Origin of the sequence: Streptacidiphilus alkalitolerans (assembly GCF_042511045.1) — a bacterium.
Taxonomy (GTDB): domain Bacteria; phylum Actinomycetota; class Actinomycetes; order Streptomycetales; family Streptomycetaceae; genus Streptacidiphilus; species Streptacidiphilus alkalitolerans.
In genome coordinates, this window is the sequence record NZ_JBHEZX010000002.1 from 248,665 (window position 1) to 268,047 (window position 19,383).

Sequence of the window (19,383 nt, forward strand, 5' to 3'; positions counted from 1 at the left end):
CCAGCCAACAGTTCCACCGGAGTGATCACAACGTGCCCGAAGAAGTGAGATTCAAGAGCGTCGTCGGCCCCGAGCTGGCCGGGTCGATCGACCTGCCGGAGGGCGAGATCCGGGGCTGGGGTGTCTTCGTGCACGGATTCACCCTCGGCAGGCACTCTCCGGCCGCCTCGCGTGTCAGCAAGCAGCTGGCACGCGAGGGGATCGGCATGCTGCGCTACGACAACCTGGGCATCGGCGACTCCGACGGTGACTGGGGAGACGGCTCCTTCACCGTCAAAGTCCAGGACACCCTGCGCGCAGCCGCTCTGATGGCCGGGCGGGGAACACCGGCGGATCTGCTGGTGGGTCACTCCTGGGGCGGCGCAGCCGCCATCGCCGCGGCGGCCGAGGCGTCCGGCGTCCGCGCGGTCGCCACGATCGGGGCGCCCTCCGACCCCAGCCACGTCGAGCGACAGTACGACGCGGTCGTGGACCGCGTCCTCAGCGAGGGCTCGCACGAGTGGTTCGTCGGCGGCAGGACCCTGGTCCTCAAGCGGGCCTTCGTCAACGACGTGCGCGAGGCCCGCCTGCGCGACCGGATCCGTGAGCTGGACCTGCCGCTGCTCGTGATGCACTCCCCGACCGACGACACGGTCGACATCGCCAACGCCGGAGAGATCTTCCGCGAGGCACGCCATCCGAAGAGCTTCATCTCACTCGAAGGGGCGGACCACCTCCTGACCGCCCGAGGACAGGCACAGCGAGCCGCCCACATCATCAGCGCCTGGGCCGACCAGTACATCCACGAGCCGACGACCCATCAGGCCCCCGCCCCACCCGTCAAAGCCAACAGCCACACCCCCCGCTGACCCAAACCCGATGAGCCGTTCGTGATGATGTGAGCGCAGGGGTACGACAGCGCAGACCTCCGCTGGGAACGCCGACTCGACCTTCACGACGCCCTTGTCACACTGGGTTGCACATCCATCCGCTGGCCACGCCGCGGAACGAAGCTCAGAAGATCACGCTCTGCAGATGGTCAAGGGCTGCCTTCGCAAGATCGTGGGAACCGTCACCAGCACCCAGCGCGGCCTGTACGGCGACTGGCTGAAGGAGCCCTCGCAGTGCTGCGAGAGCCCGGCGGATCTTGCCTCGATCTGGTGAGGAGGACACAACCTCGACGAGGATCTCGTTGGCACTCGCCGACACGTCCTCGCATTCCTCGGCGGGGAGGCCGAACTGGGGCAACTGTGCGAGTGTTCGCGTCACTGCTTCCGCTAGCGCTTCGAACCCGGGAGCTACCTGCTCCAGGCGTGTCTGACTTTGCGACACATCATGGTTGCCCCAGGCTATCTGAGCCCCATTCATGTTGCCGTGGAATACCGGGGCGCTGTAGTTGTTGGTCGTGCCGGCACCACTCCTGGCTGAGTTCACCGCGAAGTCTTCGGCGCTCGAGCTGCCCGACATTGCCATGTCTTCGCCTTTCGAGGTGAGGCGCGGGAACGATGTGCCGATCGCATCCGGGGAACCCGCCCCGGCGACGATGTACCCCACGTCGCAGAGATACGACGCCTGCTTCGCGATCTCAGCGGAGGTATAGGTAATGCCGGTACGCTGCACCGCACCGGACCCGACGAAGCCGTCCCAGCCAGGCGGGTTCTGGTTCGCTGCCTCCTGCTCGCGCAGCCAACTGATCATCGCACTGCGCAGGGACACCGTTCGAGCAGTGGGATCGTTCCTCTTGACGTCCAGCTCGCGCGGACTCAGGCCTGACTGGGCCAGTAGGAGCGACGCCCGGGCGTAGTCATTGATGATGGAGGCCTGAATGGCCTCGTCGATGGTCTGCAGCTCGCAGGGAACCCAAGTGGACTCATCCTGCGGAATAGTGACCACGCGAGCGTACGACTGGCCAGCATGGCCCACAATGAACTCTCCGACTGGCAAGACTGCCAGCGACCACCAGGCGGGGCCGTTGACTGGGCCCGGCCCATCGATGAGCCGTGCGTACGACGGCGCGACCTCTTCGGCCATCCCGAGGATCGGCGACATCGACGTGTCCATGATGATGATCAGACTGATCCCTGCCCGGGTGCTGCTGTTGGAGATCTGTCTCAACAGTTGCGCCGAGGACTCCCGAAATCCGACTGGATATCCGGCCACGACAACGACCTGGTGAGCCTCCGGTGCAACACCGTGCTGGGCGTTGTAGGCGCTCAGGTTGTTGAACTCGTTCTTCAGACAGGTGCGTTCGATGGCGGCTATCCGGTCGACCACGCGCAGTAGGGCTGCTTCGATTCTGCCGGGATCCGACCACACCTGGCCGTCAATGATGTGCGAGTCGCTCTCGGCCAGGCGGAGAAACGCTCCGGCGCTTCGACCGTTGTGAAGGGCATCGATCCAGGTAATTCTGAGCCGGTTTGGTGCGGTCCTCGACATCTGGTCTGCGACGATCGCCTGCGCCGCCGCAGTCGCCTTCGTATAGGACAAGTTCGAACCGTCCGGTACGAAAACCAAGTTGGTGTTGCACACGTCGATCTTGGGGAGACTGGCCCACGGACGGTGCGGCAGTACGTTGAGCCGCATGAGCCAGCGAGAGGGCGTCCGTCCCATGTCGGCAAAGGCCGGGTCTGCGGCCAGGTTGTCGCCGATGTATGAGTCCTGCGGGAACGCGAACGGTGCGAGATAGGAATCATCGCCTGGCCGCAGGCGATCGGCGTACGGCTCGTAGCCGTCGAATGCCGCCTGCGCCCCCCGCACCGATTCCTCGAATGTGGAGATCGCGGCTTCCAGTGCCCGTTGCCAGCCTGCCGCCGCCTCGCTGAAGGCCCGGTCGATCTCCGGTGAGCGGCTCTCGGTGCGGTCCAGTCGCGACACACTCCACCGGCCCGCTCTGATCCCTTGCTGAATGGCCGTATTGATGCCTTCCAGGGGGACCTGCGCAGCGCGCAGCGCTGCTGCGGATGATGATCCAAGTACCCGCCGGGCCATGTCGGCACGAACAGCAGCATCCGCACTCCTGAGATACGCGAGCTGTTCGTGCATCTTTTCGAGTCGCCGATAGAGGTCCAAGTACTGACCGGCTATTAGCGCCGCGAGCCCGTTGGGATCCTCCCGGGCTTCGATCACCCATTCCGGGACGGTGCCCTCACCGGGCATGACGGGGGTCAGCTCGGATTCTCCGACTGGAATACCTGTCATGGTGGCTTCCTCAGCGTAGCCGTCACGGATCAGTAAAGGAGTGCTCAGCGTCGTCAGGCCAGCCGACATAGTTCGACGTAGAGCCCGCACACTTCTTGCTGGAGAGCCTCTATCGTCGGATCGAGGGCCTTCTCTGCAGCATACGGGGCGAGATTGCCGATAGATATCTGCTTGGCGTCGAAGTCTCCCGGGCCGTTCGCCCAGTTCACGATATAAGGCCAGACGCTATCGAGACTGCAGGTCAGAGTCAGCGCGGTCACACCTTCCAGGGCCACGTCGATCTGCGCTGCCAGATACTCGTCGAGGAGGACTGATGCCGCCGCGTCGGCGACTGCGGCTCCAGCCGAGGCGACGATGGCTTTCGACGATGCCTGACGTGCGACCTTGACGGCAGTACGTTCGTAGAAATTATCGTCCTTGTAGTTGGCCGCCACGAACCTCTCTGCATTGTCTGCACTGCCAGACAGCGTCCCGATAAGATTTCCCGCCGCCTCCGCCGTCTGGAGGTCATGGACTGGAGGGAGTCCGACCAGGGACGAAGCTACCTGCTCCCCGACGTCCGGTATGAGAAGCGACCAGTGCGGCACCCACGATCGGGCGAGCCAGTCGAGTGCACGGCCGGCGCGCAGCCTCTCGTGATTCGCTGTCATCGGCGCATTCGTCGCTACCTGAGAACATATTCCCGTGATCATTTCCTGCGGAAGCGCGCTGTTGAGCTCGCGTCCGAGGATATTCATGATCGGCGACGGAGTGTTCTCCTGAAGCCTCCGTGGTGGTGGCGGCTGACTCGGGACTGGGTTTCTCTGACGAAACAGCGGCACTGACACTCCCACCCTGGATTGGGGCTGTGCGGAGTTCGACCCTACAGCGGAGGGCAGATCGATAAGGCGAGGATTGACAAATCGTCACCTTGATCTTTTTGCCAACTCACCTGCGAGAAAGCACCTTCCGATTGATCGGCTGTGCGTAAGGCTCGCAACATGATCATGCGGTGGCCATCTTGAGGCGTCGCCGGCAGATGAGTGTGCAGCCAAGTGCAACGAAGACGTTGTGTAGGTCGAGTCGGCGTTCCCAGCCGACGGCGAGGCGTTTGAATTGGTGCAGGAGGGCCAAGGTCTGCTCGACAACGTAACGGAGTTTGTCCAGGCCGTGGATGTCGGGGAGGCCGCGTCGGGAGATGACGGGCAGGATGCCGCGGTAACGTAACACCTGGCGAACGGGCTATCGTATCCCTTGTTGCTGAGCAGGGACCTCGGAGCGCTTGCGCAGGGACCGACCCGGCCGGCGACCGTGGGGAAGTTGTCGACCAAGGTGAGAGGTCAGGACGCGTGGTCGCGAGACAGGGGGGAATGGGTGAGATGTTCCCAGCGGCTCGCTTGAATATCATCCAACGTCAGCGCCTGACCCTGGAGGTCAATTGATCACAAGTCCAGGCGACCGTCACGAGGCCCCCAACCCGAAATGCCCTGCAGGGGCCCCGATGCGTCAGCGCCAGTTGTAGCTGTAGTAGAAGCCGAGAGCGGCAATCGCATCTGGGCCAAGCTCCGGATGCCGACTGCTCATGATCACCTCTGCCGCCCGCGTCCCGACCCACAGGTCGCTGTCCACGAACGGCAGTGCCATCATCTCCGCCGCCAGCGCCTCCAGCCGCGGCCGAAGCTCTCCAGCGGCATCCCCGAACTCCCTTTCGAGACCCTCGGGATCCAGATGCGGGTAGCCATAGGGCTCGCGCGTCACGAACACCACCACGGCCCGGCTCAGCAAGTCATCCACCGACACGCCCCCGAGCCTAGCCCGCCCAACGCAACAGCACCCGCGACAACGTCAGACGACATCAAAATGCCCGGTCGGTGCCGGCCTGACCACCGCATCACCCAGCCATCAGATTTTTCCTACCGGCAGGCGTTGAGGGCTCCAAGCGCCTCCTCGGCCGTAGGAAACACCGACGTTTCGGGAAGCGAAGGGGACTCCGCACTGCCGCGCCACGTTGGATGGACCACCGCATACAGCGACGCCAGGAACGACGGCCCCCATGGCCCACGGGGGTAAGCACGGACCAGGACGTCATCGCACTGGCCGCACTCCAACCAGACCACGAGTTCGAGCCCATGCAACACATGGCCCTGTTCGATCTCACGAACGAGTTCGCCACCGATCATCTCCGCTCGACCGGGACGGACAAGCCACCATGGTGGATTCTCTTCATCAGCGGCCTCACACTCCCCAATCCGATCGCCGACCGAATCCCATACTCCCCACGTCTCCGCGAGCACAGCCAGCTGAACACGGGATCGTTCCGTCAGCCGCACACGCTCATGCAGAAGCGTGTCGACCAGGCCAACGATCGCGTTCTCCTGCTCGCCGATGTCCCACAGCTCCAGCGCCGTCACTTCCTCGGGGGCGGACAGCAGAGAGGAAAGCACGGCAAATCGTGGGCGATCCTGCAAGGAAGTGGCCACGCGGGTGACACCTCGGGGAGAACGTGGGAGCGGTGGGTGGGACGCCTAAATCCTACGCACCCCGGAGGACCGCGGATTCCCTGACATCCTCCCTATCGCCTACCTGCGCCGGCTAACCGTCTACGCCTACTTCGCCCGCTGACAGGGGAACCAGATATTCGACGCCATGCGGCCTCCGCCTCGAACCCTGCTCCTCGTAGCCGAGTTCAGGATCATACGAAGGCCGCCCCAGCGTCCGGCGAGCCCCCATGTGGGCGATACGGCGGGGGCACCGCCTGGTCTATGCCTCGGATTGCAGGTAGCGGTCCCAGATCTGGGCCTTGCGGTAGGGACCGTCTCCGGCGGCGTCGTACTGCGGTTCATCGAAGCTGACCCAGTACGCCAGCTCCCCGCTATGTGCGTGGGGATGCCGGACAGGCTCGGAGGCGCCGCGACCATCGATCGTACCGAGGAACTCGCGCTGCCACGGCCCGTCCCACTCTGCGTCGCGCAACACCCTGACCCGACTGCCCGGAGCCCACACGTCGACCGACCATTCCTGGTCGAGAGGGTGACCAAGAATGTGCTCGACTGCTTCACGATCCCGTGCGCCCGCTGGATCAGGAAGGAATGTGGAGGTCATACGCCCATCCTCCCGTTCAACCCCGCAGGGCCCCACAAGTTAAACGGCAAGCTCAGTACCTGTCTTTGATCCTGTGCTTCACGATCGCTGTAGGCCTCGGTTGGGTGTCGGGCTGGCCCCTGCGTTGTTGTCGATCGGTCATGCTGTGTGTATGAAACGCGTGACAGTCGCGATCCGCCATCTCCATACGCCGGACATCGACCCGGCCACGTTTCAAGCGTCACCTCAGGCTGGTGTGCCGAAGAGGTCGTTCAGGAGCGTTGCGGCATCCGAGGGTGCGCGGACTTCGAGGTAGAGGGTCGGTGCGCGCAGGCGCAGACGGAAGTCGAAGAAGGGGCAGCACTGCTGCTCGGCCGCGGCCAGCGCGGCGACCTCCCCGGCCAGGGTCGCGGGGAGGTCCAGCAGCAGTCCGTTGGGGATCGTCGTGCGTCGGGCGCCGTCCAGGAGTTCGTGCCACCTGCGGGTCCGTTCGCCGAGGCTGTCGGACGACAATGAGCAGGCGACGGGCGCAGGTTGTGGCCGCTGCTGGAGGCTCTCATGGGTCGGGTGTTGCTTGCCGAGGGCCGGGCACTGCGGATCGCAGGGCCCGGACCGGTCCGGCATCACGTCCAGGTGTTGCGAGGCCTGCCGCAACGACGCGGTGAAGGCGTGCAGTTCCCCGATCCGGCGCTGGGCCTCCCGTAGGCGGGCGTCGATGCGCGGCTGCAGATCGGCCTTCACGTCAGCACAGTCCCCCGCCTCCCGCACACTCAGCACCTCGACGATCTCCTCCAGCGGAAGGCCCAGGTGCTTGGCGGCAGCGATGAAGGCAAGCCGCTCCACCGCATCTTCGCCGTACATGCGATAGCCAGCGGGGGTTCGTTCAGCCGACAGGAGACCGGCAGTCTCGTAGAACCGCAAGGTCGTCACGGGAACGCCAGCTCGCTCGGCCAGCTGGGAGATACGCATCGTGCTCACGCGAGCACGGTAAACCCTTCACTGGACTCGAAGGTCAAGCAGCGACCTCGTCGCACCGGTTCGGGACGGAGTCGGCAGTAGGTGTCAGGCAGTTGGCGTCACTGACAGACCGGTCACGCTTCTGATCCGGAGTGGGGAGCGTCCTGGGCGAGCCTGGTGAGCAGGGCGCGGGTCTCGGCGACGACGCGGTCCTGGAACGCGGTGTCGCGCACCTGAGTGGAGCCGAGCATCGAGTTGCCCTTCTCGTCGTGGTAGACGCCGGTGCTGTCGGCTTCCTCGGTCAGCACGCGGGTGATCATGCGGGCAGCGCGCTTGGGCGTGCTGCCGCCGGGCATCAGCGGTGCCAGCGGGCCGAAGACGTAGGTCGCCAGCAGCTTCAGGACCGCGTTGGCGTCGCGGCTGAGCCCGGTGCCGGGACTGAAGCCGGGCTCGACGGCGTTGAAGCGCAGCCTGGGCGTCTCGCGTGCGAAAGCCAGGACGGCGGCGAGGTTGGCCTGCTTGGAGGTGGCGTAGGCGTCGAGGCCGGGCCTGGTCGAGCCCCCGGGCTGCCAGCGGCCGTGCAGGCTGTCTTCGGCGGAGAGGTAGCGTGCGCCGCGGAACCCGGCCATGACGGCGGGCTTGCGTTCGGGGTCTTCCACCGCCGAGCAGGTGAAGACGACGTTGGCGCCGTCGGGCAGGTGCGGGATCAGGGCCTGGGTGAAGGCGAACGGGCCGAGGTGGTTGGTGGTGAAGGCCAGGTCCCATCCCTGGGCGGTACGGTCGGTGCCGATGGGCATGATGCCCGCGTTGTTGAGCAGACCCGCGATCGGCAGACCGAGTGCGGTGATCTCTTCGGCCGCGCGCTGAACGTCGGCCAGGTCGGAGAAGTCGCAGACGACCGAGACGGCGTGGCCCTCGGGCCGGGCGTTGATCTCCGCCTCGACCTCCTTGAGCTTGGCCGGGCTGCGGCCGACGAGCACGAGGGTGCCGTGCGCGACCAGCTCCAGGGCGGTGCGGTGGCCGATGCCGGACGTCGGCCCGGTGATGATCCATGCCTTGCGGGGCTGGGTAGTCATGATGATGAGTCCTTGTCGCATGGTCGCATGGTCGCGTGGTCGAGCGATCGAATAGTCAAGTGGTCGCGGTGGTTGTCCAGGCTCAGGCGTCGGTCGGCGAGGCGGCGTCGGACGACGGGGCCGTGCCGGCCAGGACGCGCCAGAGGGCTTCGAAGGCGGTGTCGGCGTTGGCCTGGGCCCGCTCGGGGTCGCGGATCATCTCGTCGATCGCGGCCTCCGCCAGGGCGTTGGCCAGGATGAGGGCGAAGCCGAGCGGCACCTCCTCCATGGGGCCGCCGACCCGTGCTCGTTCGAGCAGTTCGGCGATTGCGACCGAGGCGAGGCCCACCTGCTGGTGGCTCTCGGCGGTGATGTCGTCCGCGACCTGGAGCTGGGCCAGGGCCCGCCGCTTGGCGGGGTTGCCGGTCGCCCAGCGCGCCCAGTGCGTCCACATGTGGCGCACCTGCTCGCGAGGTCCGCTCTGCGGCGGAAGGCCGGCCATCGCCGCTTCGGCCATCTCGGTCTTGAGCGCGACGAACAGCTCGTTCAGCAGCCGCGCCTTCGTATCGAAGTACACGAACAGCGAACCGTTGGAGACGGCCGCCTCCTTCGCGATCACTGCCGTGGACGCCGCCCCGATCCCCTGGGAGGCGATGACGCGGGTGGCCGCCGACAGGATCGCGAGGCGGCGGTCCTCACTTCGTGGTCTGGGCATGCCCCCACTCTATAGAAGAGTGACTAGTCGCTCAACTTCATCGACAAGGAGACCCGGCACGGACGCCCCCCAGCCCCCGCATCAACCAGGTGTCCCGCCCGCACCACTGCCCGGGCGGGACACCGGAACCGAAGGAGGCCGGAGAGACGGTGCTCAGCCCGCGACCAGGAAGCAGGACTTGACGGTGCCGGGCACGGGGTCGCCGAACACGGCATTGGTGCAGGGGGTCCCCCCGCTGAGCGACTTCGTGGTGAAGGTCGCACCCGCCCCGTAGGCGACCGTGCGGGTCCCGCTGAACGCGCAGAGGCCGTTCTCCGGGCCGCAGAAGGTCGATCCTGCGGGCCCGTTGACCACGGGTCCGGTGTAGCAGGACTTGACGAAGCCGAAGTCCGGGTCGCCGAGCGTCGCGTCGTCGCAACCAGTGCCGCCGGTACCGCCGGTGACGGTGCGGTAGCTGTAGATGCCGTCGGCGCCGTAGGCCACCGACTGGGTGCCGGTGAACGTGCAGGTCCCGTTCTGCTGGGCGCACTGGGTGTAGCCGGCCGGTGGCGTGCCGCCGGGATTCGCCGCGACCGTGTAGCTGCCCGCCTGGACCCCGGTGAGGTAGACGTAGGCGCCGTCGCTGTGGGCGCCGCCGATGCCGCCGGCCGCGGTGAAGGCGCCGTTGCTCCAGACGACCTGGCCGTTGACCGCGACGACCGGGTTGGCGGCCCCGCCGGTGGGAACCGCGACCGTGCCGCTGGTGCCGGCGGGCGCGGTCAGGCTCATCGAGAACTGGCCGTCCCCGCTCTGCGCGGCCCAGGACACCTTGACCGCGCCATGGGGTGTCGGGGCCTGGCCCTCGGCCCAGGCCAGGTCGCCGGGGTGGGGCTGCACCGACCAGGTGGCGTATCCCGGGGACGCGGGCTGGATGCCCAGCACATAGCCCGACAGGGCGCTGGTCGGCGCGGTGGACCAGCCGTGCGCCAGGCTGGTGCTGTTCCCGAGACCGGGCGTGCCGTCGGCGGCCGAGACGTCCTCCCACATGGTGCTGCCCGCGTAGTCGCCCGGGGCGATCATGTGGCCCCAGACGGTGGAGAGCAGCTGCTCGGCGTCGGCGGTGTCGTTGTTCGCCAGCCGCGCCTGGAGTTCGTAGCCGCTGACGAACGGGCTGATCGCCGCCTTGTTGCCGGTGTCGGAGGAGAAGGGCAGCGGACCGTAGGGGCTCGTCCAGAGCTTGCTCTTGAGCGAGGCCAGAATCGCGGCCCGGTTGGCCGCGGGCGCGACCCCGTCCAGGACGGCCAGGGCGTTGGCGTCCTGCGCGACGCCGGTGGTCTGGGTGTTGCTGATGAGGTAGAGGCCGGTGCCGGTGTTGAACAGGTGGGCGTTGATGGCCGACTTCAGCGCGGCGGCCTGCTGGGTGTACGCGGCGGCCTGGGCGCTCTGGCCCGCCCCGCTTGCGAGTTGGGCGCCGTCGAGCAGCGCCTGGTAGTAGAGGACGTTGTACTCGGTGACCTCGCCGGACTTGTTGCCGTCGTAGAAGTCCCAGTCGGCCCCGTCGGCGCTGGGTGTGTTGAGCAGCCCGTTGCCGTCCACCTGGGAGGCGTTCCAGGCGAGTTCGCTCTGGACGGTGGGCCATTCCTGCTGGATGAACGCGGTGTCGCCGGTGTAGAGGTAGTAGGACGACAGGGCGAGCACCCAGTAGACGGAGTACGACGCGGAGTAGCTGCCGGTGCTGCCGGACAGGGGCCCGCTGGTGTTCAGGGACGTCCCGGGCGGCAGCGCGCCGGCCACCGACCCTCGGGAGAGCTGGTAGCTGCCCAGCAGTTGCAACGCACCCTTGAGGTAGGCGCTGTCACCGGTGGAGTAGTAGGTGGCGGGGCCCTCGACGTTCAGGTCCCCGCTCCAGATGGCGCGGTCCCGGGCCGCGCCGTCGAGGATCGAGGGCAGCGCGTTGCTGCCCGGGACGTTGAAGTCCGCCAGCGCCGAGCTGCTGCTCAGGGGGTTGCTGTAGACGGTGGCGCCGGAGGAGCCGACCACGGTCAGGTTGCGGAACTGCGCTTCCTCGCCGTTGAACTCGCGCAGGCCCACCGTGCCGACCGGGTAGGCGCCGGCGCCGGACGGGAAGGAGCCGCTGTCGAGCGTAGCGATCCTCTGGTTGTCCAGGGAGACCGTCAGCGCGCTTCCGGACACGGTCGTGGTGACGGTGTGCCAGGTGTTCGGCGCCAGGCTCGCCGGCAGGGGCGCGCTGCCGACACTGGTGTACTGCCCGTTGTGCAGGTCCAGTTCCTGCAGGGTGTTCGGAGTGCCCGCGGTGTCGCCGGCGGCGTTCAGGATGAACACATAGCCGTTGTTCGCGTCCTGGCCGCGGACAACCCACCCTGCCTGGTTGGCGATGATCCTCGTGTCGAACGTGGTCGTGTAGTCGCCCCAGAGGCTGCCCTGCTTGAGCAGGCCGACGCTGCCGCCGAAGTCGTCCAGCACACCGCCGGTGACCGTCCAGTTGCCCGGCAGCGAACCGGCGGGGGCGGAGTCGAGCTGGTCGGTGTAGGCGCCGTCGTACCAGATCTTGTTGAACTGGTCCGAGCTGGACACGAAGTAGCCCTGGTACCCGTCCGCGCCGGTGCGGTCGGCGATGTAGTTCAGGCCGGCTGCGCCGAGGGTGACGGTGCCCGGGGAGGTGAGGGTGATCTCCTCGTAGCGCTCGCCGCCCTGCACGTAGCGGGCGGTGATGGTGCCCGGGGCGGAGACCGGGTACGCGTCGTGGCGGGCCGGGTCACCCTCCGCCCACGGGGTGGCGGCGTCGCCGGTCGGGGTCAGGTACCCCTTGGACTGGCTGTACCCGGCCTGCAGCGTCGGCGAGCCGGACTCGGACTGGACGCTGAAGTAGGGCACACCACCGACGTTCCGGCCGTAGTCCAACACGATGGACGGGGCGGCACCGCCGGACACCAGCGACAGGGTCGCGGTGCCCGATCCCCCGCACACCAGGTTCTGCGCCCCGCTGACGGTGCCGGAGGTGCTCAGCACCGAGGCCGGGCAGACCGTCGCGCTCGCCGGCGTCTGGACGTAGCTCTGCCAGTCGGGTGCCGCCGGCCACGGCGTCCCGGCCACCGCGGCGGCGGACGGGACGGCGGACGTGCCTAATGCGGCCGGCACGGCGACGGCAGCGGCACCCGGCGCGGCGGCCAACGCGGCCGGTACCCAGGCGGCCAATCCGAGAGCACCGCCCAGGGCAACGGCTGCGATGCGCCGCCAACGGGCTCGCCGGTCAGGGATCATGATCGACTCCAGGGTGGAAGGAGGGCGCGCAGGAACCGTGCGGGCCGCGTCCCGCGAAGGCGTGGAGCGTCGGCGGCCATGCAAGCTGAATCGATTCAGTCCACTCGTTCACTCAACCACGGGCCGCGCACGGATGACAAGACATCGTCACACCCGAACCTGATCGGCTCTGAAAGTAGAACATTATGCTTTCAGCATGGTTCTGCTTTACCGTGGAGGCAACCCCGGCACGGATCCCCGCACCCAGCGAACAGGAGCCTCCTCCATGCACTCCCCCGCAACCCCCTCCACAGCCATCGCCATCGCCATCGTCGGCGCCGGCCTCGGCGGCCTGGTCGCCGCCCGGATCCTGCAGGTCCACGGCATCGCCTGCACCGTCTACGAGGCCGACGCCGCCGCCGACTCCCGCACCCAGGGCGGCTCGCTGGACCTGCACGAGGAGTCCGGCCAGCACGCCCTGCGCACAGCGGGACTCTTCGAGCAGTTCCAGCAGCTGACGCACCCTCAGGGCGAGACCATGCGGGTCCTGGACAAGACCGGCACCGTCTTCATCGACCAGGCCCCCGGCGAGGGCGGCGGCGCAGGCCGGCCCGAGATCGACCGGACCGCCCTGCGCGACCTGCTGCTCTCCTCCCTGGCCCCCGGCACCGTCGTCTGGAACCACAAGGTCACCGCCGCACGGGCGCTCGAGGACGGCCGGCACGAACTGGCCTTCGCCAACGGCACCGCCACCACGGTGGACCTGCTGATCGGCGCGGACGGCACCTGGTCCAGGATCCGGCCGCTGCTGTCCGGCGCCGTCCCGCAGTACTGCGGGATCTCCTACCTCGAACTGCGGCTGTCCGACGCACCTACGAGGCACCCGGACGCCGCCGCGGTGGTGGGCCCGGGCATCCTGTTCGCCCTGTCCGACAACAAGGCGCTGATGGGCCACGGCGGCCAGAACATCCACCTCGGCGCCTCACTGCGGGTCCCGCAGGACTGGATCACCGCGAGCGGCGTCGACTGGTCCGACACCGACGCGGCACGCAACGCCCTGCTCAAGGAGTTCGGCGACTGGAGTGCGGAGTTGACCGACCTGATCCGCCACTGCGACCAGGGCATCGTCCCCCGCCTGATCTTCGCTCTGCCCATCGGCCACCGCTGGGAGCCCAGCCCCGGCGTCACGCTGCTCGGGGACGCGGCCCACGTCATGTCACCCTACGCGGGCGAGGGCGCCAACCTGGCCATGCTCGACGCCACCGAACTCGCCCTGGCCCTGGTCGAGCACGGCATCAACACCGGCCAGGCACAGACCAACCAGGCACAGACCGCCCTGGCCCAGTACGAGGCGGCGATGTTCCCCCGCGCCCGGGCCGCGGCCGAGGCCTCCGCCGCGGGCCTGGACCTGTGCTTCGCCGACGACTCCCCGCGCGCGCTCCTCGACTTCTTCACCGGCATGCCGACCAGCCCCTGAGGCACGACGGTGGAGTGTCCGCGCCGGGACCGATTCCTTTGGGCGGCGCGATGAGTCTGCACAGGAGAGGACCCCGGTCGACCGATCGGGTCGACACCACCCGCGGAGGCGACACCGTGAACCTTTCCCTCAGTCTCAGTCAGCTCGACCAGCTCGACCAGCTCGATCGTGCGTTCGCCAGTACCCGGTCCGTCCTGGCCAAAGTCGGTCCCGAGCAGCTGGGCGACCCCACGCCGTGCGCCTCATGGGATGTGCGCGGGGTGATCGACCACATGGTCGGCTCCGCCTACTGGGCGGCGGCGGTCGTCGGCGCGGGCGGCGAGAGCACCGGGGCGGACCTGGCCTCCGGTGACCTGCTGGCGGGCTACGACGAGTGCGCCCGCGTCACGCTCGCCGCCTTCGGCGCCGAAGGTCCGCTTCGGTCGACCTTCCAGCTTCCGTTCGGCGAGTTCTCCGGCGCCGCGCTGCTGGGCCTGGTCGCGAACGACCAGTTCACGCACGGATGGGATCTCGCCCGGGCGATCGGACTGCCCACCGACCTGGATCCCGAACTCGCGGAGGTGTTTCTCGAGCGGAGCCGGGACACGGTCACCGAGTCCTACCGTGGAGCGGACGGCGAGGCCCAGTTCGGACCCGAGCTCCCGGCTCCGCCCGGCGCCGGCCCGGCCGACCGGCTGGCCGCGTTCCTCGGCCGCCGGGTCTGAACCGGCCGCCGAGGAACGGGCAGGCCCCGGCTGGCGCGTCCTTGCTCGGGACGGCGGGCACGGGGATCGGGAACGGGATCGGTACGGACATGAGGACGAGGCAGGGAGCCGTGTTGTCGGACGACGGGACATTCGCCGGGGAGACCGAGCCGTACCGGCGGGAGCTGCTGGCGCACTGCTACCGGCTGCTCGGCTCGGTACAGGACGCCGAGGACCTGGTGCAGGAGACCTATCTGCGGGCCTGGCGCGGCTACTCCGCGTTCGAGGGCCGGTCGTCGATCCGCACCTGGCTCTACCGCATCGCCACCAACGCCTGCCTGACGGCCTTGGAGCACCACAGCAGACGGGTTCTGCCGTGCGGCCTCGGTGGTCCGGAGTCGGACACCGGGGCCGCCCAGCAGCCGGCCGAGGCGGACACTGCCTGGCTGCAGCCGCTTCCCGACGCGCTGGTGACGCCCGGTTCCGAGGACCCGGCGAGCATCGTCGTCGAGCGCGAGAGCCTGCGTCTGGCGCTCGTCGCCTGCTGGCAGTACCTCCCGGCGCGGCAGCGCGCCGTACTGATCCTCCGGGACGTGCTGGCGTTCCCGGCGGCCGAGGTCGCCACGATGCTCGACACCACCACCGAGGCGGTGAAGAGCACGCTCCAACGCGCCCGGGCCAGACTCCGGCAGCTCGACGGGGCCGCCGACTCCGGGCCCGAGGGTTCCGGGTTCCTCGGGATCGCCGAACCGGCGGCCCGCGCGATGCTGGACCAGTACATCGACGCGTTCCAGAACGCCGACACCCAGCTGCTCGAGAAGCTGCTCTGCGAGCAGGTCACGCTGGAGGCCACGCCGTTGCGGACCTGGTTCGCCGGTCGTGCCACCTGCCTGCCCTTCCTCGGGACGCATGTCCTCGGGGCTCCCGGCGACTGGCGCATGCTGCCGACCAGCGCCAACGGGCAGCCCGCCGCCATCGGCTACCGCCGGGAGCAGGACGGCGTCCACCGCGCCTACGGCGTCGTGGTGCTCACCGTTCGCCCTGCCGGAGTCGTCGGCGTGGTCTCGTTCGGCGACCCGGGCCTGGTCCCCGCCTTCGGCTTCCCGCTGACGCTGACGCTGCCGGGCCGGAGCGGCAGCCCAGCGGCCCCGCCCTCTTGACCCGGCTCGACGGTCAGCGTCCCTGCCCCGCAAGGAGGTTGAGGCCCAGGGCGGGATTGGCGTTCTGGGCCAGGGACAGGGCCTGGGCCGGGAACCACGCTCCGGCCGCCGGGTCGACACGCCCCCAGAGCGGGTCGAACAGGTTCTGGCCGGCGGCGTCCTGCGGCCAACCGGGCTGGGTGTAGGCCGAGTAGTCCCAGGTGCGCACGCCACCGGCCGCGTCGCACTGGCCGTCGGACTGGCCGGGCGTCTTGACCCACAGGTCGGCGTCGAGCAGCGGGACCCCGGTCCTGGCGGTCGGGCGCGCGCCGAGGCCGGCTTCGGTCGGGTTGCACCAGGCCCCGAGCTCCAGGGCGGTGGCGGTGGCCTCGCTCTGGTTGTAGGGGGCCTTGGTGTAGCCCTGCATGGTGTTCTGACCCAGCCCGTTGCGGCTGGTGTCGATCACGTAGTGGGTGGTCGCCACGGCACCGGCCATGTTCTGCGCGTACCAGGCCGTGGTCTGGCTCCAGGTGCTGAAGTCGGAGAAGGTGGCGGGGTAGTACTGGCTGGCGCAGTAGTCGGGGCGGTTGTAGGCCCAGTTGGACGGGTCGCTGATCATGGCGATGCAGCTGGAGATCCAGGACCCGTAGTCCTGGGACGCGGCGTCGGTCTGGAAGTTGGAGACGTTGAGGAAGAAGCCCTGAGCCCGCTGCACGCCTGCCTGCAGCAGCCGCGAGGAGATGTTGCCGACCGCCTGCCAGTGGGAGTTGGTTCCGTCCAGGTAGACGGAGGTGTTCGCATCGCGCTCCAGCGAGGTCACCGCGTAGTCGACCTCCGCTGTGCGCTGGGCGTCGGTGTAGGGGTAGGAGCTGGTCGGCAGGTTGCAGTCGGACGGCATGTTGCCCAGCGCGTCCGGCTCGACCAGCAGCACGGCGCGGGTACCGCCGACGGCCTTGGCCACGGCGTCGACCCAGGTTCCGTACGCGGCCTGGTCCGCCGCTCCGCCGGCGGAGTACTCGGAGCAGTCGCGTCCCGGTATGTCGTAGACCACAAACACCGGCACGGTCCGCTCCAGCGCGGCCTCGGCCAGGGTGGTCCGGACCTGCTTGGCGACCTGGGCCGGGGTGCCGCCGGTGAGCCAGACCGCGGAGGGGACCGTTTCCATCGCGGCGAGCAGCCCGGCGTCCTTGATGTCATGGGACTTGAGCAGCCCGGCGATCTGGCTGAGCGAACCGTCGGCGGGCGGCGGCACGAAGAACCGCGTGTTGCTCGGCAGGACGTGGGAGGCCTGCGCGGGGCGCGGCGCGGTGGCACCTCCGATGGCGCTGGCGCTGGCGGTACTGACGCCGGCGGCGCTGACGAGCGTCAGCGTGAGCGCGCCCGTGAGGACGAGGGATCGGCAGAGGCGAGATCGCACGGGAGTCCTTCGGTCAAGGTGGGGACGGGTATTCGGCCGCCGCACTGCGTGGCCGGGGTGAACTGGAAGAACTGGAAGCGCTTCCTGTTCTATGCAAGTTGCTCCGCGTGAAGGATGATTGGTCCAGAGGTGCGAGCGTGTCAATGGATTCAACAGCTGCACTTTTCCCCGCCCGGCTTGAAGTAGGCTGCGACAGAGGGCCCTATGGAAGATGGAAGCGCTTCCGTTGGCCTCGTCCGCCATCGTGGTCCGGGCCTGATGCAGCACCTGGGGATATGCGGCCCCGGGCACGTGGGATCATGGCGCTGTCCGCCTGCAGAGCCCGAGGGAGCAGCAGTTTCATGGAGCCATCGCCCAAGCGTCCGCCGACTCTGGACGAGGTGGCCGCACGCGCTGGTGTCTCGCGGACCGCGGCATCCCGCGCGATCAACAACACCCCGAATGTCAGCCGCGCCAAGCGGGAGGCCGTCGCACGGGCGGTGAAGGAGCTCGGCTTCGTCCCCAACCCCTCAGCCCGCGCCCTGGCCACGAGCAGGGTGGGCGCGGTGGTGCTGGCGGTGTCGAGCGATGAGCCGGGGCTGTTCGCCGACCCGTTCTTCGCCGAGGTCACCGTGGGCGTCAGCGCCGGACTTGAGCAGAGCGACTTCGAGTTGATCCTGCTGCTGGCCAACACCGTGCGCGGCAAGGAGCGGCTTCAGCGCCTCCTGCGCTCCCGGCGGGCCGACGGGGTCATGCTGATGGCACTGCGCGGCGACGATCCGCTCGGCCGCCTGGCCGAGGAAGCCGACCTGCCGGTCGTCTTCGGCGGGCTCCCGCTCAAGGGGGAACCGCGTTGGTACGTCGACGTCGACAACCGGGGCGGTGCCCGACTGGCTGTCGAGCACCTTGTGCGCGGCGGTCGTCGGCGGATCGCGATGATCACCGGTCAGACCGACACCCGCGTCTCGGTCGCCCGCCAACTCGGCTACAGCGAGGGCCTGACCCTGGCCGGGCTGCCCACCCTCACCGTCGAGGCAGGCGATTTCACCGAGGAGGGCGGGACCGTGGCCATGGAGCGGCTGCTCAGTGCCCACCCGGATCTCGACGCCGTCTTCGCGGCGTCGGACAGCATGGCCATCGGGGCGCTGAGGGTGCTGCGGCAGCACGGCAGGCGTACCCCCGAGGATGTCGCCGTGGTCGGCTTCAACGACCTGGCCAGTGCCCGGTACTCGACACCTCCGCTCACCACCGTTCACCAGCCCGTGCGGGCCCTGGGACAGGAAATGGCCCGCATGCTCGTAGCCGCGATCGAGGGCCAGGACCCGAGCCCGCTGATCCTGCCGACCCGTCTCACGGTCCGGGAGTCGGCCCCCGCGGAGGGGGCGTCGCCGACATCGGCATCGGCATCGGCATCGGCCTGACGACAGCGAGCTGCCTGCGGCCTGCGGCCTGCTGGTGATCCTGCACGCGGGGGCGCCCGCCGCTCGGGCGCCCCCGGCGCGTCACGGGTAGTACGGGGTGTAGGTGATGGCGGAGACCTTCAGGTATCGCGCTCCGTCGGCGGTGGCCCAGGTGGATGAGTCCGGGTTACCCGGCCAGTTGCCGCCGACCGCGGTGTCGACGATGAAGTGGATGCCGACACCAGGGGCGGTGGTGTACCACTTGGTGCCGGTGAAGACTCCGTCCACGCTGAAGTCGATGTGGTCGGGCCACCAGGTGAACGAGTAGGTGTGGAAGGTGTTGGTCCAGCCGCCGGAGTTGTTCAGCGACCACTGGGTCTGGGCGTTGCTCGGGTCGTGGAAGGTCTGGTAGACGGTGTTCGGGTTGGAGCCGACGATCTCGGCAGCGTCCATCTCGGGAAGCCATGGGTTCAGGTAGGCGCCCCACACCGCGGGCAGCAGGCCCTTGCCGTTGGGCATGTTCGCGGTGAAGCGGTAGGTGCCGTAGCCGTAGAGCGCCTTGGACTCCACGCGTCCGGACTTGTACACGCCGCCGCCGGCGTTGTAGGTCTTGATGATCAGCGTGCTGCCCTCGTACCAGACGCAGTCCGAGGAGTAGGTTTCCAGCTCGTTGTTGGCCGTCCACCTGCCGCTGATGACGTTCCAGGAGTTGACCGTCTGGGCAGCGCCCCAGGAACTGGCGTGGGCGGGGATCGCCGTCAGCGAGAGCAGCAGGCACGCAGCCAGTACTGCTATCAGAAGCCGGGTCGGTTTGGGGCGGGTGAGGATCACAGGGCCTCCCGATGCTTGAGCCGAAGGGTGGTTCAGGCTGCACCGCGACCGTCCGACGGACGGACGGACGGTCAAGGGTGGTCTGACGGGCCAACCGGAAGCGCTTCCGGCCGGCTGCATGCGATGCGTCGTCTGCGCATCCAGGCATCACGTGGCGGCAACACCTGCTGCGAGCGCAGCGGCGTGCCGGAACCTGGAAGCGCATCCATATTCCTATGATGATTAAGTGCACATGACGAAGTGTCAAGGCAGT

The 19,383-nt window shown here is 68.3% G+C and carries 17 protein-coding genes; 5 read left to right on the plus strand and 12 right to left on the minus strand.

Annotation, left to right across the window (positions count from 1 at the left end; translation table 11 throughout):
* Positions 1–32 precede the first annotated feature (32 nt).
* Positions 33–848, plus strand: a complete 816-nt coding sequence (locus ACEZDG_RS04915; protein ID WP_380502796.1) for an alpha/beta hydrolase family protein — start codon at positions 33–35, stop codon at positions 846–848.
* Between the two features lie 145 nt (positions 849–993).
* Here ACEZDG_RS04915 and ACEZDG_RS04920 read toward each other — a convergent pair whose 3' ends face one another.
* From ACEZDG_RS04920 to ACEZDG_RS04965, 10 genes are all read right to left on the minus strand, one after another.
* The gene (locus ACEZDG_RS04920; protein WP_380502799.1) at positions 994–3,246 is read right to left on the minus strand and encodes a hypothetical protein; all 2,253 of its coding nucleotides are present in this window, start codon (positions 3,244–3,246) and stop codon (positions 994–996) included.
* Positions 3,231–3,914, minus strand: a complete 684-nt coding sequence (locus ACEZDG_RS04925) for a hypothetical protein (protein WP_380502802.1) — start codon at positions 3,912–3,914, stop codon at positions 3,231–3,233. The genes ACEZDG_RS04920 and ACEZDG_RS04925 overlap by 16 nt, the downstream gene beginning before the upstream one ends.
* Before the next feature lie 247 nt (positions 3,915–4,161).
* Complete coding sequence (locus ACEZDG_RS04930) at positions 4,162–4,386, minus strand: hypothetical protein (protein ID WP_380502805.1); 225 nt, start codon at positions 4,384–4,386, stop codon at positions 4,162–4,164.
* 276 nt (positions 4,387–4,662) lie between these two features.
* Positions 4,663–4,956 carry a hypothetical protein gene (locus ACEZDG_RS04935; protein ID WP_380502808.1) on the minus strand — a complete coding sequence of 98 codons (294 nt, stop codon included), beginning with the start codon at positions 4,954–4,956 and terminating at the stop codon, positions 4,663–4,665.
* A 113-nt stretch (positions 4,957–5,069) separates the two neighbouring features.
* The gene (locus tag ACEZDG_RS04940; protein ID WP_380502811.1) at positions 5,070–5,636 is read right to left on the minus strand and encodes a hypothetical protein; all 567 of its coding nucleotides are present in this window, start codon (positions 5,634–5,636) and stop codon (positions 5,070–5,072) included.
* Positions 5,637–5,916: 280 nt separating this feature from the next.
* Positions 5,917–6,258 (minus strand): ferrous iron transport protein A, encoded by a 342-nt coding sequence (locus ACEZDG_RS04945; RefSeq protein WP_380502814.1) that lies wholly within the window; start codon positions 6,256–6,258, stop codon positions 5,917–5,919.
* Positions 6,259–6,483: 225 nt separating this feature from the next.
* Positions 6,484–7,206, minus strand: coding sequence for a MerR family transcriptional regulator (locus tag ACEZDG_RS04950; RefSeq protein ID WP_380503834.1), 723 nt, complete (start codon positions 7,204–7,206; stop codon positions 6,484–6,486).
* A 122-nt stretch (positions 7,207–7,328) separates the two neighbouring features.
* Positions 7,329–8,270, minus strand: coding sequence for an SDR family NAD(P)-dependent oxidoreductase (locus ACEZDG_RS04955; protein WP_380502817.1), 942 nt, complete (start codon positions 8,268–8,270; stop codon positions 7,329–7,331).
* 82 nt (positions 8,271–8,352) lie between these two features.
* Complete coding sequence (locus ACEZDG_RS04960; RefSeq protein WP_380502821.1) at positions 8,353–8,964, minus strand: TetR/AcrR family transcriptional regulator; 612 nt, start codon at positions 8,962–8,964, stop codon at positions 8,353–8,355.
* Between the two features lie 153 nt (positions 8,965–9,117).
* Entirely contained in the window at positions 9,118–12,159 is a 3,042-nt protein-coding gene (locus ACEZDG_RS04965; RefSeq protein ID WP_380502824.1) for an alpha-L-rhamnosidase-related protein, read from the minus strand.
* A 331-nt stretch (positions 12,160–12,490) separates the two neighbouring features.
* Here ACEZDG_RS04965 and ACEZDG_RS04970 point away from each other — a divergent pair, with 331 nt between their 5' ends.
* The 3 genes from ACEZDG_RS04970 (at position 12,491) to ACEZDG_RS04980 (ending at position 15,524) form a co-directional block, all read left to right on the plus strand.
* Entirely contained in the window at positions 12,491–13,681 is a 1,191-nt protein-coding gene (locus ACEZDG_RS04970) for an FAD-dependent oxidoreductase (protein WP_380502827.1), read from the plus strand.
* Positions 13,682–13,797: 116 nt separating this feature from the next.
* Entirely contained in the window at positions 13,798–14,385 is a 588-nt protein-coding gene (locus ACEZDG_RS04975; RefSeq protein WP_380502830.1) for a TIGR03086 family metal-binding protein, read from the plus strand.
* 89 nt (positions 14,386–14,474) lie between these two features.
* Complete coding sequence (locus ACEZDG_RS04980; protein WP_380502832.1) at positions 14,475–15,524, plus strand: sigma-70 family RNA polymerase sigma factor; 1,050 nt, start codon at positions 14,475–14,477, stop codon at positions 15,522–15,524.
* A 13-nt stretch (positions 15,525–15,537) separates the two neighbouring features.
* On the opposite strand, the gene ACEZDG_RS04985 is transcribed toward ACEZDG_RS04980, so the two are convergent.
* Entirely contained in the window at positions 15,538–16,920 is a 1,383-nt protein-coding gene (locus tag ACEZDG_RS04985) for a glycoside hydrolase family 6 protein (RefSeq protein WP_380502835.1), read from the minus strand.
* A 341-nt stretch (positions 16,921–17,261) separates the two neighbouring features.
* Between ACEZDG_RS04985 and ACEZDG_RS04990 the strand changes: the two genes are divergently transcribed.
* Positions 17,262–18,320, plus strand: coding sequence for a LacI family DNA-binding transcriptional regulator (locus ACEZDG_RS04990; protein WP_380502838.1), 1,059 nt, complete (start codon positions 17,262–17,264; stop codon positions 18,318–18,320).
* An 81-nt stretch (positions 18,321–18,401) separates the two neighbouring features.
* Here ACEZDG_RS04990 and ACEZDG_RS04995 read toward each other — a convergent pair whose 3' ends face one another.
* Positions 18,402–19,130, minus strand: coding sequence for a glycoside hydrolase family 16 protein (locus tag ACEZDG_RS04995; RefSeq protein WP_380502841.1), 729 nt, complete (start codon positions 19,128–19,130; stop codon positions 18,402–18,404).
* Positions 19,131–19,383: the final 253 nt, after the last annotated feature.

Excerpts from the sequence above, each read along its gene's own strand:
- ACEZDG_RS04920 (WP_380502799.1), bottom strand. The coding sequence starts at position 3,246 with ATGTCGGCTGGCCTGACGACGCTGAGCACTCCTTTACTGATCCGTGAC.
- ACEZDG_RS04925 (WP_380502802.1), bottom strand. The coding sequence starts at position 3,914 with ATGAATATCCTCGGACGCGAGCTCAACAGCGCGCTTCCGCAGGAAATG.
- ACEZDG_RS04945 (WP_380502814.1), bottom strand. The coding sequence starts at position 6,258 with ATGACCTCCACATTCCTTCCTGATCCAGCGGGCGCACGGGATCGTGAA.
- ACEZDG_RS04950 (WP_380503834.1), bottom strand. The coding sequence starts at position 7,206 with ATGCGTATCTCCCAGCTGGCCGAGCGAGCTGGCGTTCCCGTGACGACC.
- ACEZDG_RS04955 (WP_380502817.1), bottom strand. The coding sequence starts at position 8,270 with ATGACTACCCAGCCCCGCAAGGCATGGATCATCACCGGGCCGACGTCC.
- ACEZDG_RS04960 (WP_380502821.1), bottom strand. The coding sequence starts at position 8,964 with ATGCCCAGACCACGAAGTGAGGACCGCCGCCTCGCGATCCTGTCGGCG.
- ACEZDG_RS04970 (WP_380502827.1), top strand. The coding sequence starts at position 12,491 with ATGCACTCCCCCGCAACCCCCTCCACAGCCATCGCCATCGCCATCGTC.
- ACEZDG_RS04980 (WP_380502832.1), top strand. The coding sequence starts at position 14,475 with ATGAGGACGAGGCAGGGAGCCGTGTTGTCGGACGACGGGACATTCGCC.
- ACEZDG_RS04990 (WP_380502838.1), top strand. The coding sequence starts at position 17,262 with ATGGAGCCATCGCCCAAGCGTCCGCCGACTCTGGACGAGGTGGCCGCA.